General features: G+C 71.5%; 15 protein-coding genes. 12 read left to right on the top strand and 3 right to left on the bottom strand.

Annotated features, from left to right (window positions below; translation table 11 throughout):
• The 4 genes from AWZ10_RS01955 to mmpA all read left to right on the top strand — a co-directional run.
• On the top strand, positions 1 to 282 hold a 282-nt coding region (locus tag AWZ10_RS01955; RefSeq protein ID WP_482258087.1), incomplete at its 5' end, for a beta propeller repeat protein.
• Between the two features lie 94 nt (positions 283 to 376).
• Entirely contained in the window at positions 377 to 703 is a 327-nt protein-coding gene (locus AWZ10_RS01950) for a hypothetical protein (RefSeq protein WP_046709198.1), read from the top strand.
• A 46-nt stretch (positions 704 to 749) separates the two neighbouring features.
• A complete protein-coding gene (locus AWZ10_RS01945; RefSeq protein ID WP_107084689.1) occupies positions 750 to 1,439 on the top strand; it encodes an endonuclease V in 690 nt (229 codons plus the stop codon).
• A gap of 127 nt (positions 1,440 to 1,566) precedes the next feature.
• Positions 1,567 to 1,713, top strand: coding sequence for a morphogenic membrane protein MmpA (gene mmpA, locus AWZ10_RS01940; protein ID WP_162948543.1), 147 nt, complete (start codon positions 1,567 to 1,569; stop codon positions 1,711 to 1,713).
• A gap of 33 nt (positions 1,714 to 1,746) precedes the next feature.
• On the opposite strand, the gene AWZ10_RS01935 is transcribed toward mmpA, so the two are convergent.
• The gene (locus tag AWZ10_RS01935; RefSeq protein ID WP_046709201.1) at positions 1,747 to 2,925 is read right to left on the bottom strand and encodes a saccharopine dehydrogenase family protein; all 1,179 of its coding nucleotides are present in this window, start codon (positions 2,923 to 2,925) and stop codon (positions 1,747 to 1,749) included.
• Positions 2,926 to 3,017: 92 nt separating this feature from the next.
• Here AWZ10_RS01935 and AWZ10_RS01930 point away from each other — a divergent pair, with 92 nt between their 5' ends.
• From AWZ10_RS01930 to AWZ10_RS01915, 4 genes are all read left to right on the top strand, one after another.
• Complete coding sequence (locus AWZ10_RS01930) at positions 3,018 to 3,398, top strand: MmcQ/YjbR family DNA-binding protein (protein WP_046709205.1); 381 nt, start codon at positions 3,018 to 3,020, stop codon at positions 3,396 to 3,398.
• Positions 3,399 to 3,553: 155 nt separating this feature from the next.
• Positions 3,554 to 4,765, top strand: a complete 1,212-nt coding sequence (locus tag AWZ10_RS01925) for a CaiB/BaiF CoA transferase family protein (protein ID WP_244172349.1) — start codon at positions 3,554 to 3,556, stop codon at positions 4,763 to 4,765.
• Between the two features lie 46 nt (positions 4,766 to 4,811).
• A complete protein-coding gene (locus tag AWZ10_RS01920) occupies positions 4,812 to 6,026 on the top strand; it encodes an acetyl-CoA C-acetyltransferase (RefSeq protein ID WP_037704133.1) in 1,215 nt (404 codons plus the stop codon).
• A 53-nt stretch (positions 6,027 to 6,079) separates the two neighbouring features.
• On the top strand, positions 6,080 to 8,254 hold the full coding sequence (locus tag AWZ10_RS01915) for a 3-hydroxyacyl-CoA dehydrogenase NAD-binding domain-containing protein (protein ID WP_046709204.1): 2,175 nt from the start codon (positions 6,080 to 6,082) through the stop codon (positions 8,252 to 8,254).
• Between the two features lie 283 nt (positions 8,255 to 8,537).
• Here the strand turns inward: AWZ10_RS01915 and AWZ10_RS01910 are convergent, their stop codons facing one another.
• Entirely contained in the window at positions 8,538 to 9,269 is a 732-nt protein-coding gene (locus AWZ10_RS01910; protein WP_060890288.1) for a MerR family transcriptional regulator, read from the bottom strand.
• Between the two features lie 81 nt (positions 9,270 to 9,350).
• Between AWZ10_RS01910 and AWZ10_RS01905 the strand changes: the two genes are divergently transcribed.
• Both AWZ10_RS01905 and AWZ10_RS01900 read left to right on the top strand, forming a co-directional pair.
• Positions 9,351 to 9,830 (top strand): macro domain-containing protein, encoded by a 480-nt coding sequence (locus AWZ10_RS01905; RefSeq protein WP_060890287.1) that lies wholly within the window; start codon positions 9,351 to 9,353, stop codon positions 9,828 to 9,830.
• 51 nt (positions 9,831 to 9,881) lie between these two features.
• On the top strand, positions 9,882 to 10,358 hold the full coding sequence (locus tag AWZ10_RS01900) for a F0F1 ATP synthase subunit B family protein (protein ID WP_060890286.1): 477 nt from the start codon (positions 9,882 to 9,884) through the stop codon (positions 10,356 to 10,358).
• Positions 10,359 to 10,451: 93 nt separating this feature from the next.
• Here the strand turns inward: AWZ10_RS01900 and AWZ10_RS01895 are convergent, their stop codons facing one another.
• Complete coding sequence (locus AWZ10_RS01895) at positions 10,452 to 11,963, bottom strand: M1 family metallopeptidase (protein ID WP_060890285.1); 1,512 nt, start codon at positions 11,961 to 11,963, stop codon at positions 10,452 to 10,454.
• A 249-nt stretch (positions 11,964 to 12,212) separates the two neighbouring features.
• On the opposite strand from AWZ10_RS01895, the gene AWZ10_RS01890 reads away from it, so the two are divergent.
• Both AWZ10_RS01890 and AWZ10_RS01885 read left to right on the top strand, forming a co-directional pair.
• Positions 12,213 to 14,177 carry a Xaa-Pro dipeptidyl-peptidase gene (locus AWZ10_RS01890; protein ID WP_046708915.1) on the top strand — a complete coding sequence of 655 codons (1,965 nt, stop codon included), beginning with the start codon at positions 12,213 to 12,215 and terminating at the stop codon, positions 14,175 to 14,177.
• Positions 14,174 to 15,451: a M14 family metallopeptidase gene (locus AWZ10_RS01885; RefSeq protein ID WP_060890284.1), complete on the top strand. Its 1,278-nt coding sequence runs from the start codon at positions 14,174 to 14,176 to the stop codon at positions 15,449 to 15,451. The genes AWZ10_RS01890 and AWZ10_RS01885 overlap by 4 nt, the downstream gene beginning before the upstream one ends.
• Positions 15,452 to 15,468 lie beyond the last annotated feature (17 nt).

Here is a 15,468-nt window from a genome sequence, read left to right as displayed (position 1 = left end):
GACCAGCCGTCCCCGCAGGCAGCGGCCATCACCGGCGACGCCGGCCGCACCTGGAAGCCCGCCGCGCAGCCGCCGCCCGCCTACCGCTCCGCAGTCGCCTGGCTCCCGCACAGCCGTACGACCGCCCTGGCAGTCGGCCCCACCGGCACCGACGTCACGACCGACGGCGGCCGCACCTGGCGCACGGTCGACACCGGCTCGTACGACACCGTCGACTGCACCCCGGACCGGGGCTGCTGGGCGGCGGGGGAGAAGGGGCGGGTGGCCCGGCTGGAGAACTGACCGGCAGGGAGTTGTTCCGGCAGGGACGGGTACCTGTGGCGTGTTCGCATCACGAAGGGCATCACGAAAGGCATCACGAAGGGAGTGATCGGCCATGCCACGTGGTTCGAGCCCCAAGAGGGAACGCCAGTACGAGCACATCAAGGAGAGCGCCGAGGACCGGGGCGAGAGCGAGTCACGGGCCAAGGAGATCGCCGCCCGGACGGTCAACAAGGAGCGCGCCCGGTCCGGCGAGTCCAGGACGGCGAGCCGCACCTCCGTCCAGGACATGTCGTCGAGCAGGCGCGGCGGGCAGCGCTCGCACAAGGGAGCGCAGGGGCCCACGTACGACCAGCTCTACGCGGAGGCCAGGAAGCGCGGCATCCAGGGCCGTTCGGCCATGAACAAGAGCCGGCTCGAACGCGCCCTCGACGACAAGTAGCCCCGCCCCGAGCCCCCGCGCCGGCCTGCGTACGCTCGTCAGCACCATGACGACCGTACGCATCCCCGCGGGCTGGCCCGCCACCGAAGAGCAAGCCCTCGCCGTGCAGGACGAGTTGCGGGGCAAGGTGGTCCTCGACGAGACCGGGCCGCCGCCCGGCAGCGGGTACGTCACCGGCGTCGACGTGGCCTACGACGACGAGCGGGACGTCGTCGTGGCGGCGGCCGTGGTGCTCGACGCGGCGACGCTCGACGTGGTCGCGGAGGCCACGGCGCTCGGGCAGGTGTCCTTCCCGTACGTCCCCGGACTGCTCGCGTTCCGTGAGATCCCGACCGTCCTCGCCGCGCTCGACGCGCTGCCGTGCGACCCCGGCCTCGTCGTCTGCGACGGCTACGGCCTCGCCCACCCGCGCCGCTTCGGCCTCGCGGCCCACCTCGGCGTCCTCACCGGACTGCCCACGATCGGCGTCGCCAAGAACCCCTTCACCTTCACGTACGACGACCCCGGCACCCCGCGCGGCAGCGCCGCCCCGCTCCTCGCGGGCACCGAGGAGGTGGGCCGCGCCCTGCGCACCCGCGACGCCGTCAAGCCGGTCTTCGTCTCCGTCGGCCACCGGGTGAGCCTCGACCACGCGTGCGCCCACACGCTCGCCCTCACCCCGGCCTACCGCCTTCCGGAAACCACCCGCCGCGCCGACTCCCTGTGCCGTCGGGCCCTGCGGGACACCGCCCACTGAGCCCTGGCACGGGCCGTGCCGGGCCGCCGGGGCACCTCTCGTGTGTCCGTGCGGAACCGGGTACCTGAGTACGAACTGAGTACGTGTACGGATGTCGGCGCGCCGCATGATCGGCAGGCTGTGCCGTATGACGACGCACCGAGCCATCAAGCCCGCCGCCAGTCCCACCCAGTCCGTCGAACGTGCCGTGACGACGGGCCTGCTGCTCGCCGTGATCACCGGACTGGCCTGGATCGGCGGGATGGTCTACACGCTGACGGGGTGGGCCCGGTAGGGCCCACCCGCGTACGCCGAGCGGGTCGGTCCGCTACTGGGACGCCGCCACCCGGAACGTGATCCCCGCCGCGCGCAGCCGCTCGATCAGCGCGTCGCCCAGCGCGACCGCCGTCGTGACCTGCCCCGCCGTGACCGGGAGGTCGTCGACGGCCAGAGACAGCGCGGCCTCGGCGAACATCTTCGCCGTCTCGCCGTAGCCGGGGTCGCCGCCCGCGACCTCCGTGAAGACCCGGCGGCCACCGCCCTCGCCCACGAACCGCACCGAGAACCAGCTCTTCGCCCGCTTCTCCGCGCTCGGCCCCTCACCCGGTTTGAGCCGGTCGCCCAGCCAGCGCCGGACCGGCGGCACCTGGGCCGCGGCGACCACCGCACCGACGAACGCGACCCCGCCCACCGCGAACGGCAGGGTCTTCACGGCCGCGTAGTGGCGGTAGCGGAAGTCCGGCCCGTAGCGCTCCAGGGCGCGCGCCGAGCGCTGCACCACCTGCGCGTCGATGGTCGGCAGCGGAAGCGCCCACGCCCCGACCTCCTTGGCGAACCGGGGCGCGCTCACCGGCGCGTACGCCCGCCGCCCCACCACGCGCGGCTCGTGCCGCTTGCGGTCCTGCGCGGCGGCCATCGTCTGCCGGGTGCGCGAGAACCCGGTGAGCGCGGAGTTGAACGTACCGCCGGAGAACATCCCCTCGGCCCGCACGAAGCCGTCCACGGTGATCGGCACGTCCTTCGGGAGCTGCTGCACCGTGAAGTACACGCCCAGGTCGTGCGGTATCGAGTCGAAGCCGGCCGCGTGCACGATGCGGGCGCCGGTCTCACGCGCGCGTGCGTCATGCCTGACGAACGTCAGGTCGACGAACTCGGGTTCACCGGTGAGGTCCAGATAGTCGGTGCCCTCGTCGGCGCAGGCGGCCACCAACTCCTCGCCGTGTGTGATGTACGGGCCGACGGTCGTGGCCACCACCCGTGCCTGCCGGGCGAGTTCGCGCACGGCCCGCGGATCGGACCCGTCCGCCTGGAGCACGCCGATCTCCGCGCTACCGGGCAGCCGCTCGCGCAGCGCCGCGAGCTTCTCCGCGTTGCGTCCGGCGATCGCCCAGCGCAGCCCTTCGGGCGCGTTCCCGGCGAGATACTCCGCGGTGAGTTCCCCGACGAACCCCGTGGCCCCGTAGAGCACGATGTCGTACACCCGATCCGCCCTGCTCTGCCCGCTCATTGCACCTCTCAGGACTCGCCCACGCGCCGTTGTCGGTGGCTGAGGCTAGCGTGAGTGACGAGCAGCGAAGCGCGCGGGATCCGGAGGTGGTCGTGACCGTACCCAGCAACGCCCTGAAAAAGTGGGAGAAGGTGCGCGAGTTCGCCCTCGGGATGCCCGGTGCGGTCGAGGAGTTCCCGTGGGGCGAGAGTGTCGCGAAGGTCAACAAGAAGGTGTTCGTGTTCCTCGGCACGGACGACGGCAGCTATCCGCTGGGCGTCACCGTCAAGCTCAGGGACGAGGAGACCCATGCCCACGCCCTGACCTGCCCCGGCGCCGAGCCCGCGGGATACGGCCTGGGCAAGGCGGGGTGGGTGCGCGTCCCGCTGGAGGAGGAGGGCGCCCCGGGCGCGGAGCTGCTGTGCGACTGGGTGGAGGAGAGCTACCGCGTGATCGCCCCGAAGAAGCTCATAGCGGAGCTGGAAGCCCGCTGAGTCCGGCGCCGGACGTCCGGTGAGGGCGGGCTGACACCTGCCGCGACTCCGGGCACAATGACTAAGCGTTTGCTCATTCGGGGCTTGTGCGGAGTGGAACACGTTCTTAGCATCACTGGTGTTACATCATGTGTGTCACAGAGCATGGGGGCTCGATGGCAGTGGCGAAGACGCCCGGGCACGGCCCGCTCGCCGGTGTGCGCGTGGTGGAACTCGCGGGCATCGGCCCGGGACCGTTCGCCGCCATGCTCCTCGCCGATCTCGGTGCCGATGTCGTCCGCGTCGACCGGCCGGGCGGCGCGGGCCTGGCCGTGAACCCCCTGTACGACGTCACCAACCGCAACAAGCGCTCGGTGATCGTCGACCTGAAGTCCCCGGACGGCCCCGACATCGTCCTCGACCTGGCCGAACGCGCCGACATCCTGATCGAGGGCTACCGGCCGGGCGTCGCCGAACGCCTCGGCGTCGGCCCCGAGACCTGCCACGCCCGCAACCCGAAGCTCGTCTACGGCCGGATGACCGGCTGGGGCCAGCAGGGCCCGCTCGCCCAGCGCGCCGGCCACGACATCGCGTACATCGCCCTGACCGGCACCCTCGGCATGATCGGCACCCCGGACACCCCGCCGACCGCCCCCGCCAACCTCCTGGGCGACTACGCGGGCGGCTCCCTCTATCTCGTCGTCGGCGTCCTCGCCGCCCTCCATCACGCTCGCGCCACCGGCGCCGGCCAGGTCGTGGACGCGGCCATCGTCGACGGCACCTCGCATCTGTCCGCGATGATCCACGGCATGCTCGCCGCCGGCGGCTGGCAGGACCGCCGCGCCGCCAACCTCCTCGACGGCGGCTGCCCCTTCTACGGCACGTACGAGACGGCCGACGGCCGGTACGTCGCCGTCGGCGCCCTGGAGCAGCAGTTCTACGGCGAGTTCGTCGACCTCCTCGGCATCGGGGACCGGGCCCCGGCCCGCAAGGACGTGGCCGCCTGGGGCGAGCTGCGCGAGACGGTCGCGGCCCGCTTCAGGACCCGTACGAGGGACGAGTGGACGGCCGTCTTCGAGGGCTCCGACGCCTGTGTGGCACCCGTCCTGTCGCTGCGGGAGGCACCGCACCACGCGCATCTCGCGGCCCGGGGCACCTTCACCGACTTCGGCGGCATCACCCAGCCCGCCCCCGCGCCCCGCTTCTCGGCCACCCACACCTCGGTGCGCAGCGGACCCGCCCAGCCGGGCGCCGACACGGCGGACGTCGCCCACGACTGGGGCATATCGAGCCTCCTGAAGGACGCTCCCGTCCACGACGCGTCCCCCGAGGACGGCTCCTCGACGGGCGACTCCTTGCCGGACGCCTCAGCGAAGGACACCGACTGACACCGGCCCCCGGGCCGCACCCTCCGCAACTGGAAAGGCCAGACTCGTGAGCACCGAAGCGTACGTGTACGACGCGATCCGCACCCCGCGCGGCCGCGGCAAGGCGAACGGCTCCCTGCACGGCACCAAGCCCATCGACCTGGTCGTCGGGCTGATCCACGAGGTCCGGCGCCGTTTCCCCGGCCTCGACCCGGCCGCCGTCGACGACATCGTGCTCGGTGTCGTGGGCCCGGTGGGCGACCAGGGCTCCGACATCGCCCGGACCGCCGCGATCGCCGCCGGACTGCCGGACACGGTCGCCGGCGTCCAGGAGAACCGCTTCTGCGCCTCGGGTCTGGAGGCCGTCAACCTGGCCGCCGCGAAGGTCCGTTCGGGCTGGGAGGACCTGGTGCTCGCGGGTGGCGTCGAGTCGATGTCCCGGGTGCCGATGGCCTCGGACGGCGGAGCCTGGTTCAACGACCCGATGACCAACCTGGCCGTCAACTTCGTGCCGCAGGGCATCGGCGCCGACCTCATCGCCACCGTCGAGGGGTTCTCCCGGCGTGACGTGGACGAGTACGCGGCGCTGTCCCAGGAGCGGGCGGCGGCCGCCTGGAAGGACGGCCGCTTCGACAGGTCCGTCGTCCCCGTCACCGACCGCGCCGGCCTCGTGGTCCTCGACCACGACGAGTACATGCGCCCCGGCACGACCGCGGACTCGCTGGCGAAGCTGAAGCCGTCGTTCGCGGACATCGGCGAGCTGGGCGGCTTCGACGCGGTGGCGCTGCAGGAGTACCACTGGGTCGAGGAGATCGACCACGTCCACCACGCGGGCAACTCCTCCGGCATCGTGGACGGCGCGTCGCTCGTCGCCATCGGTACCAAGGAGATCGGCGAGCGCTACGGCCTGCGCCCGCGCGCCCGGATCGTCTCCGCCGCGGTCTCCGGCTCCGAGCCCACCATCATGCTCACCGGCCCCGCGCCCGCGACCCGCAAGGCCCTCGCCAAGGCCGGGCTGACCATCGACGACATCGACCTCGTCGAGATCAACGAGGCGTTCGCCGCCGTGGTGCTCCGCTTCGTCAGGGACATGGGCCTCTCGCTCGACAAGGTCAACGTCAACGGCGGCTCCATCGCGCTGGGCCACCCCCTCGGCGCGACCGGCGCGATGATCCTCGGCACCCTCATCGACGAACTGGAGCGACAGCACAAGCGGTACGGGCTGGCCACGCTGTGCGTGGGCGGCGGCATGGGTATCGCGACCATCGTCGAACGCGTCTGAACGACCGGCGGATCACAAGACTTCTGCGGCAAGACTTCTACGGAGACCCTGTCATGACACAGAGCACCACCATCCGCTGGGAACAGGACCGCACGGGCCTCGTCACCCTCGTCATCGACGACCCGAACCAGTCCGCGAACACCATGAACCAGGCGTTCCGCGAGTCCCTCGCGGCGGTCACCGACCGTCTGGAGGCCGAGAAGGACACCATTCGCGGTGTCATCGTCACCTCCGCCAAGAAGACCTTCTTCGCCGGCGGCGACCTCCGCGACCTCATCAAGGTCACCCCCGAGACCGCACAGCAGCTGTTCGACGGCGGTCTGGAGATCAAGCGCAACCTGCGCCGAATCGAGACCCTCGGCAAGCCGGTCGTCGCGGCCATCAACGGCGCGGCCCTGGGTGGCGGTTACGAGCTGGCCCTCGCCTGCCACCACCGCATCGCCCTCGACGCCCCTGGCTCGAAGATCGGCTGCCCCGAGGTCACCCTCGGCCTGCTGCCCGGCGGAGGTGGCATCGCCCGCACCGTTCGGCTGCTGGGCATCGCCGACGCCCTGCTGAAGGTGCTGCTCCAGGGCACCCAGTACACCCCGCAGCGCGCCCTGCAGAACGGTCTCGTCCACGAAGTGGCCGCCACACAGGACGAGTTGATGGACAGGGCCCGCGCCTTCATCGACGCCAACCCCGAGTCGCGGCAGCCCTGGGACGAGCCCGGCTACCGCATCCCCGGCGGCACCCCCGCCAACCCGAAGTTCGCGGCGAACCTGCCCGCCTTCCCCGCCACCCTGCGCAAGCAGACGAACGGCGCGCCCTACCCGGCCCCGCGCAACATCCTCGCCGCCGCCGTCGAGGGCGCCCAGGTCGACTTCGAGACCGCCCAGGTCATCGAGGCGCGCTACTTCGTGGAGCTGGCGGCGGGCCAGACGTCCAAGAACATGATCCAGGCCTTCTTCTTCGACCTCCAGGCCGTCAACTCCGGAGCGAACCGCCCCAAGGGCATCGAGCCCCGCCAGGTCCGCAAGGTCGCCGTCCTCGGCGCCGGGATGATGGGCGCGGGCATCGCGTACTCGTGCGCCCGCGCGGGCATCGACGTCGTCCTGAAGGACGTGACGCCCGAAGCCGCCGCGAAGGGCAGGAACTACTCGGAGAAGCTCTGCGCCAAGGCGGTCGCCAAGGGCCGCACCACGCAGGAGAAGGCCGACGCGCTCCTCGCCCGCATCACCCCCACCGCCGACCCGGCCGACCTCGCGGGCTGCGACGCCGTCATCGAGGCCGTGTTCGAGAACACCGAGCTGAAGCACAAGGTCTTCCAGGAGATCGAGGGGGTCGTGGCCCCGGACGCGCTCCTCTGCTCCAACACCTCCACCCTCCCCATCACCGAGCTGGCCGAGGGCGTCGTCCGCCGGTCCGACTTCATCGGCCTGCACTTCTTCTCGCCCGTCGACAAGATGCCGCTCGTCGAGATCATCAAGGGCGAGCAGACGGGTGACGAGGCCCTGGCCCGCGCCTTCGACCTCGTCCGTCAGATCAAGAAGACCCCGATCGTCGTCAACGACTCACGGGGCTTCTTCACCTCCCGGGTCATCGGTCACTTCATCAACGAGGGTGTCGCGATGGTGGGGGAGGGCATCGAGCCCGCGTCGATCGAGCAGGCGGCGGCCCAGGCGGGCTACCCCGCCAAGGTCCTCTCCCTCATGGACGAGCTGACCCTCACCCTGCCCCGCAAGATCCGCGCCGAGTCCCGACGGGCCGTGGAGGAGGCGGGCGGCACCTGGACCGTCCACCCCGCGGAGGCCGTCATCGACCGCATGGTCGACGAGTTCGCCCGCCCGGGCCGCAGCGGCGGCGCCGGCTTCTACCACTACGGCCCCGACGGCCGCCGCGCCAAGCTCTGGCCCGGCCTCCGTGAACACTTCACCAAGCCCGGGTACCGGATCCCCTTCGAGGACATGCAGGAACGCATGCTCTTCTCGGAGGCCCTGGACACCGTGCGCCTGCTGGAGGAAGGAGTCCTCACCTCCGTCGCCGACGCCAACATCGGTTCCATCTTCGGCATCGGCTTCCCCGGCTGGACCGGTGGCGTCCTCCAGTACATCAACGGCTACGAGGGCGGCCTCCCGGGCTTCGTCGCCCGAGCCCGCGAGCTGTCCGACCGCTACGGCGACCGCTTCACACCGCCGGCCCTGCTGGTGGAGAAGGCGGAGAAGGGGGAGCGGTTCAGCGACGCGTGAAGCCCCGGGCGAGTCGAGGGCTTCGCTCGCCCTGCCGCCCCTACCCGTCCCATCCGCAAGGGGCCGCGCCCCCTCGACCCCCAGCCGCGGGTCCGTCGTGGTTGCTCGCGCAGTTCCCCATGCCCCTGGAAGGGGCGCGGGGAACTGCGCGACAAGCCCCCACCCACCCGCAGACAACCGACGGCCGTGAGCGGGGTCGAAGGGGCAACGCCCTGGGGGTGGGACGGGTAGGGGCGGCGGGGGCGAGGAAAGACGTATGCCGACGGCCCACGCGTCGTACCGCTCAGGACTCCGCCAGCCACTCCCTCAGCTCCTCCGTCAACGACCGCTGAAAGGTCGTCAACAGCGCCTGCACGACCAGTGGCTGCATATGCGCCGACAAGGACTTCACGGCCTGCGGATCGCGTTCCGCGACCGCGTCGCGGAAGAGCCGTGACAGCTCGTGGGCCGCCGCGCGCGAGTGCGCGACCAGGACGTTCCGCGCGGCGAGGATCGACTCCTCGGACAGGGGCACGTCGAGCAGCTCCACCCCGAGCCGCAGCAGCCCGGGATCCACCCGAAGACCTTCGCCGTCCCGCTCGACCACGCCCATGGCGACCAGCCGCTCCACCTCCGCCTCGCCGAAGGGCCGCCCCGCCAGCCGGTCGAACCCCTCCCGCGTGACCGTCTCCACCGCGTCCGGCGCCCAGGACGCCACCATCGCACGCTGCAGCGCGAGATCGCGCGGGGTGAGGTCAGGCGGCAGCTGTCGCAGATACCGTTCGATGGCGGCGAGGGTCATGCCCTGCCGCTGCAGTTCCTCGATCAGCGCGAGCCGCGCGAGGTGATCCGGCCCGTAGTGACCGACCCGGCGGGGACCGATCACCGGCGGCGGCAGCAGCCCCCGGGTGCCGTAGAAGCGGACCGTACGCACCGTGACCCCCGCCCGCGCGGCCAGTTCGTCCACGGTGAGAACGATCTCTCCGGCGTCCCGCCCGGAACCGGTGCCGGTGTTCTCTCCGGTGTCGGTGGTCATACAGAGCAGTATCGCTGTCTCACCAGTGCTGTGAAACCTCGGGCGACGACGGTTGTCAGTGCGGCCCCGTACGGTGGCGTCATGTCGGGGATCACATACGTCCGGGGGGACGCCACCGTGCCGCTGGGCAAGGGTGTCAAGGTCATCGCGCATGTCAGCAACGACCTGGGCGGCTGGGGCAAGGGCTTCGTCCTCGCCCTGTCCCGCCGCTGGCCGGAGCCGGAGGCCGCCTACCGCGCCTGGCACCGCGACCGCGCGAACAACGACTTCGGACTCGGTGCCGCCCAGTTCGTCCAGGTCGGCCCCTACACCTGGGTCGCCAACCTGGTGGGCCAGCGCGGCACCCGCACCGGCAGCAAGGGGGTACCCGTCCGCTACGAGGCCATCGACACGGCACTCGGGCTGCTCGCCGACAAGGCCCTGGAGCTGGACGCCTCGGTGCACATGCCCCGCATCGGCTGCGGGTTGGCGGGCGGCAAGTGGTCCCGGGTGGAGCCCCTGATAGCCGACCGACTGGTGCGGCGCGGGATATCGGTCACGGTGTACGACCACGGGGACTGATTCCCGGCCGAGGCGCGGTACCCCCGGGATGTGAGCGGGTAGGGCACCGGTATGGATCTCCTCCCGATGGACATCGGCCCGTTGAACCCCGTCGTCGGGGAACTCGCCGTCGCGGCGGTGCTGTTCGCCCTGGTGTTCCTCTTCTTCGTCCGGCTCGTGCCCCGGATCCAGCGCGTCCTGGACGAACGGGAGGCGGCGACCAAGGGGACCGAGGCGCAGGCCGAAGCCCTGCAGGAGGAGGTCCGGATCAAGCGGGCCGAGGTGGCGGCGGCCCTGGCCGGCGCCCGCCACGAGGCCGCCCGCATCCGCCAGCGCGCCTACGAGGAGGGCGCCGCCCTGATCACCGAGGCCCGCGCCGACGGCAGCCGCGAGTACACCACCCTCGTCGCCGAGGGGCACGCCCGCCTCGCCGCCGCCCGCACCTCGGCCGAGGCCGAACTCCGCTTGCACGTAGCGGAGTTGGCCTCGAACCTGGCCGGCAGAATCATCGGCGAGCCGATCGAGGCGACGACCCGCACGCGCCCCTGAAAGGGGGCGCAGCCCTTCTTCCAGGGGCGCGGGTAAGTGCGCGACAAGCCACGACGAACCCGCGGTCAAGGGGCGGGCGCAATCCCCGGGGTCTCAGTGCCCACCCCCACGCGCATGCTCATGCACGGAGTTCGTCGCCACGATCTTCTTCCAGGACTTCGGCGCCTTGGGAGCGACGCCCGCCGAAGCCAAGGCCCCCCGCCCAGCCGCGGCAGCGTCCGGCTTGACCGGCTGGTACAGCCACGTGTCGAACAACGCCCCCAACGACTCCCCGGACACCTCCTCGGCGTACGCGACGAAGTCGCCGACCGTCGCGTTCCCGTGCGCGTACCTCGCCGGCCACCCCTTCAGGATCTCGAAGAACGACTCGTCCCCGATCTCGTTGCGCAGCGCCTGCAGCGCCAGCGCCCCCCGGTCGTACACGGCGAGATGGAACTGGTTCTCCGGCCCGGGGTCACCCGGCTCGACCGTCCAGAAGGGGTCGTCGGCCGGATGCGACGCGTACACATGGTCCGCGATCTCCTGCGCCGTCCCCTCGTTCTCGTGCTCGGACCACAGCCACTGCGCGTACCGTGCGAAGCCCTCGTTGATCCAGATGTCCTTCCACCCGGCGACGGAGACGAGGTCGCCGTACCACTGGTGGGCCAGCTCATGGACGACGACGGACACGTTCGACCCGTTCGCGAACTGCCGCGGGCTGTAGAACGGCCGGGTCTGGGTCTCCAGCGCGTACCCGACCTGGGGGGTGTTCGGCACGTACCCGCCGAGCGCGCTGTACGGATAGGGCCCGAAGAACCCCGTCAGCCAGTCGGCGACCTCGCCCGTGCGTTCGACGCTCGCGCGGGCCGCCCCGTAGCTGTCGCCGATGTCCTTGCTGTAGGCGTTGACGATCGGGATGCCGTTCTCGGTCCGCCCGGTCGTGACGTCGAACCTCCCGACCGCGAGTGTGGCGAGATAGGTGGCCTGCGGCTTGTCGGACCGCCAGTTGTAGCGGGTCCAGCCGGCGCGGGAACTCGTGGACTGCAGCGTGCCGTTGGAGATCGCCTGCGCGCCGTCCGGCACGAGCACGGACACGTCGTACGTGGCCTTGTCGAGCGGGTGGTCGTTGGCGGGGAACCACCACCAGGCCGCCTCGGGCTCGCCCGCCGCGACACCGCCGTCCGGGGTGCGCAGCCAGCTGGTGAAGCCGTACGCCTCCTTCGACGACGGGACCCCCGCGTAGCGCACCACGACGGTGATCTCCCTGCCCTTGGGCAGCGGGCTGCGCGGCGTGATCTCCAGCTCGTGCTCGCCCGAGGTGGTGAAGGCCGCCCTGGCGCCGTCGACCCGGACCTCGCTCACATCGAGCAGGAAGTCCAGGTTGAAGCGGGACAGGTCTTCGGTGGTCCTGGCGAGCAGGGTCGCCGTGCCCTCCAGCCTGTCCGTCACCGGCTGGTACTTGAGCCGGAGGTCGTAGTGGGAGACGTCGTATCCGCCGTTGCCGTAGGCCGGGTAGTAGGGATCGCCGATCCCCGGCGCGCCGGGCTCGTAGTCGGCCGCCGAGGCCGGGATCGCCAGCAGCAGGGAGGCCACGAACGCGCCCGGGACGATGAGTCTGCGGTGCACGAATCACTCCAAGTCGTGGGGGGGGAGCGCTTCCGTGTCGGTGGGGGACACGTCCGCGCGCATCGGTTCGGAGCCTATTCAGTCCCTGTGGGCTCGCCCGTGTCCATGGCCGCCCCTGTCACACGATCGGCATTCGGCCGACATGAGTGACCCGGTCCCACGCTCCTTTCAGGCCACACCGTGGCCGAAGTCCCGTGAGCCCCGAAAGGGCCTCTGTTGCGCGGGAGTTGACCGCAGTACCGTCCGCGCATGCCGATACCTGTGCGACGCACGCGCTTCACGACCTGGAGATCGCTCGCGACGGCGGCCACGGCCGCCGCCCTCACGGCCACCCTTCTCACCCCTGCGGTCGCCGGCACCCCGGCCCCCCGGAGGAGTGAACCGGTCTACTCGTACGACAACGCCGTCCGCGAGGCCGTGTGGGTGGACACCGGGCTCGACGGCGACCGCGACGGGAGGACGGACCGTGTCGCCGTCGACATCGTCCGCCCGAGTGAACCCGACCGACGGGGCCGCAAGATCCCCGTGATCATGGACGCCAGCCCGTACTACTCCTGCTGTGGACGCGGCAACGAGAGTCAGCGCAAGACGTACGACGCGAGCGGGAACGTCGTGGGGATGCCGCTGTTCTACGACAACTACTTCGTGCCCCGCGGCTACGCATTCGTCGCCGTCGACCTCGCCGGAACCAACCGCTCCGACGGCTGTGTGGACGTCGGCGGGCGCTCCGACGTGCAGTCCGCCAAGGCCGTCGTCGACTGGCTCAACGGGCGCGGCAAGGCGTACACAACCCGCACGGGCGGCGCGTCGGCCAAGGCGAACTGGACCAACGGCAGGACCGGCATGATCGGCAAGAGCTACGACGGCACGATCGCCAACGCAGTGGCCGCCACCGGCGTCGAGGGACTGGAGACCATCGTCCCGATCGGCGCGATCTCCTCCTGGTACGACTACTACTTCGCCAAGGGCGCGCCCCTCTACAACTCCGGCCCCGAGTGGCTCTCCGACTACGTGGAGAGTCCCGACGCCCGCGCCAAGTGCGGCCATGTCCAACAGGAACTGGTCGACGGCGCCCCGCGCACCGGCGACCTGACCCGGCTGTGGACCGAGCGCGACCACGTCAAGGACGTCCGGAAGATCGAGGCCAGCGTCTTCGTCATCCACGGCCAGCAGGACCTCAACGTCCGCCCCCAGCACTTCGGCCAGTGGTGGGACGCCCTCGCGAAGCACGGTGTCGAGCGCAGGATCTGGCTCTCCCAGACCGGCCACGTCGACCCGTTCGACTTCCGTCGCGCTCAGTGGGTCGACACCCTGCACCGCTGGTTCGACCACGAACTCCTCGGCTACGACAACGGCGTCGACGACGAGCCCATGGCCGACGTCGAACGCCACCCGAACCAGTGGGAGACGTCCAAGGTCTGGCCGCCGCGTGCCACGAAGGCCACGACCCTCCGCCCGGCCGAGGGCAGCGAGCCGGGCGTCGGCACGCTCGGCCTGCGCAAGCGGTCCGGCACCGAGACCTTCACCGACGACCCGGCGCTGAACGAGACCGACTGGGCCGCGTACGTCGACAGGCCCACCCCCGACAAGGCGGGCTTCGTCACGCCGCCGCTCACCGAGGACCTGCGCCTGTCCGGCTCCTCCCAGGTGACCGTCACCGCCACGCCCACCACCTCCACGGCCCACCTCTCGGCGGTCCTCGTGGACCTCGGCCCCGACACGGTCCGTGACTACGCCGCCGCGGGCGAGGGCATCACCACCCTCACCGAGCGCACCTGCTGGGGCCCGAGCACCACCGGCGACAGCTCCTGCTTCCGGGAGACCCGGGCCAGGACGGCCGACGTCGACTACACGATCTTCAGCCGTGGCTGGGCCGACCTCGGCAACCACTCCTCCGGCACCGGAGCCCCGCTCACGCCCGGCACCCCGTACACGATCACCCTCGACCTGCACGCGAGCGACCACGTCGTCCCGGCGGGACACCGGCTCGCGCTGATCATCGCGGGCACCGACGAGGATCTCATCGACCCGCCGTCGAGCACGCCCACGCTGACCATCGACCTCAGGCGGACCTCCGCGAAGGTCCCGCTGGTCGGCGGTGCCGCGGCCTTCCGGAAGGCGATCACGGGCGCCACCGGCACCCCGGCGGCCTCCGTCCTCGACGGCGTACGCGACCCGAGCCGGGCCGCCCGGATCCCGGGCGGTGCCGCATGAGGGCCCGCATCGCGGCGCTGATCGCCACCGCGCTCGCCGTACCCCTGCTGTCGACGCCCGCGTACGCGACGGACACCACCCCGCCCCGCACCGGATTCGAGCAGTCGGGCGGCGCCCGCTGGACCAGTCAGGCCGAGGAGCAGGAGTTCCTCGCCGCCGTGGACCGGGGAAGCGACCGTGTGTCGATCACTCGTATCGGCACGACCGAGCAGGACCGCCCGCTCCAGCTCGTCCGCATCGGCACCCGCCCCACCACGCGCACGGTGCTCCTCATCTGCAGCCAGCACGGCGACGAGCCCTCGGGCCGCGACGCCTGCCTCACCACGATCCGCGACCTCGCCCACGCCAGGGACAGGCGGACCGAGCGGCTGCTGAGATCCACCACCGTGCTCGTCGTGCCCACGGCCAACCCCGACGGCCGGGCCGCCGACACCCGGGGCAACAGCGACGGCGTCGACATCAACCGCGACCACCTCGCCCTCCGGACGGCCGAGGGGCGGGCACTCGCCGCCGTCGTACGCGACCGCGAACCCGACGTCGTCTACGACCTGCACGAATACGGCGCCACACCCCCGTACTACGACAAGGACCTCTTCGACCTCTGGCCGCGCAACCTCAACACCGACGCGGCCGTCCACACCCAGGCCCGCGACCTGTCCCTGAACCACGTACGCCCGGCCGCGAGGGCCGCCGGCCACTCGACCGGCACGTACGGCATCTGGACGGACCCGGTCACCGGCGACCCGATCCGGCAGGTCGCGGGCGACGGCCAGGAACGCATCCTGCGGAACATGTCCGGAATCAAGCACTCCGTCGGACTGCTGATCGAGAGCCGTGTGGAACCGCTGACGGCCGGCACCGAGGAGCCCGTCAACAACCGGCGCCGCGTGAACTCCCAGCTCGCCGCCCTGAAAGGCCTGTTCGGGTTCGCCGGTGAACGCGGCCGGCAGGTCGACCGGGTGACCGGCGCGGCCCGTCTCGCCGGCCTCCGCGACACCGGCCCGGTCTACCTCGGCGGGGCTGACAACGACCCCGCCGACCCCGCCGAGGTGATCCAGGACCCGCCCTGCGGCTACCGGCTCACCGCCCGGCAGTACGAGGAGTTCGGGGACGAGCTGGCCCTGCACGGCGTCCGCGTACGGCCCGGGAACGACGCTGACGGCGGCGGTGTCCGCGTACTGCTGCGCCAGAAACTGCGCGCGCTCGTCCCGCTGCTGCTCGACGAGCGGGCGCCGTACCGCCTGACGGCGGGAGAGCCCGACACCACCTGTTGAACAAGAAAGGATCCAGG

The organism is Streptomyces europaeiscabiei (genome assembly GCF_001550375.1).
In the GTDB taxonomy this organism is placed as follows: Bacteria; Actinomycetota; Actinomycetes; order Streptomycetales; family Streptomycetaceae; genus Streptomyces; species Streptomyces europaeiscabiei.
This window is presented reverse-complemented; position numbering and strand designations above follow the sequence as displayed.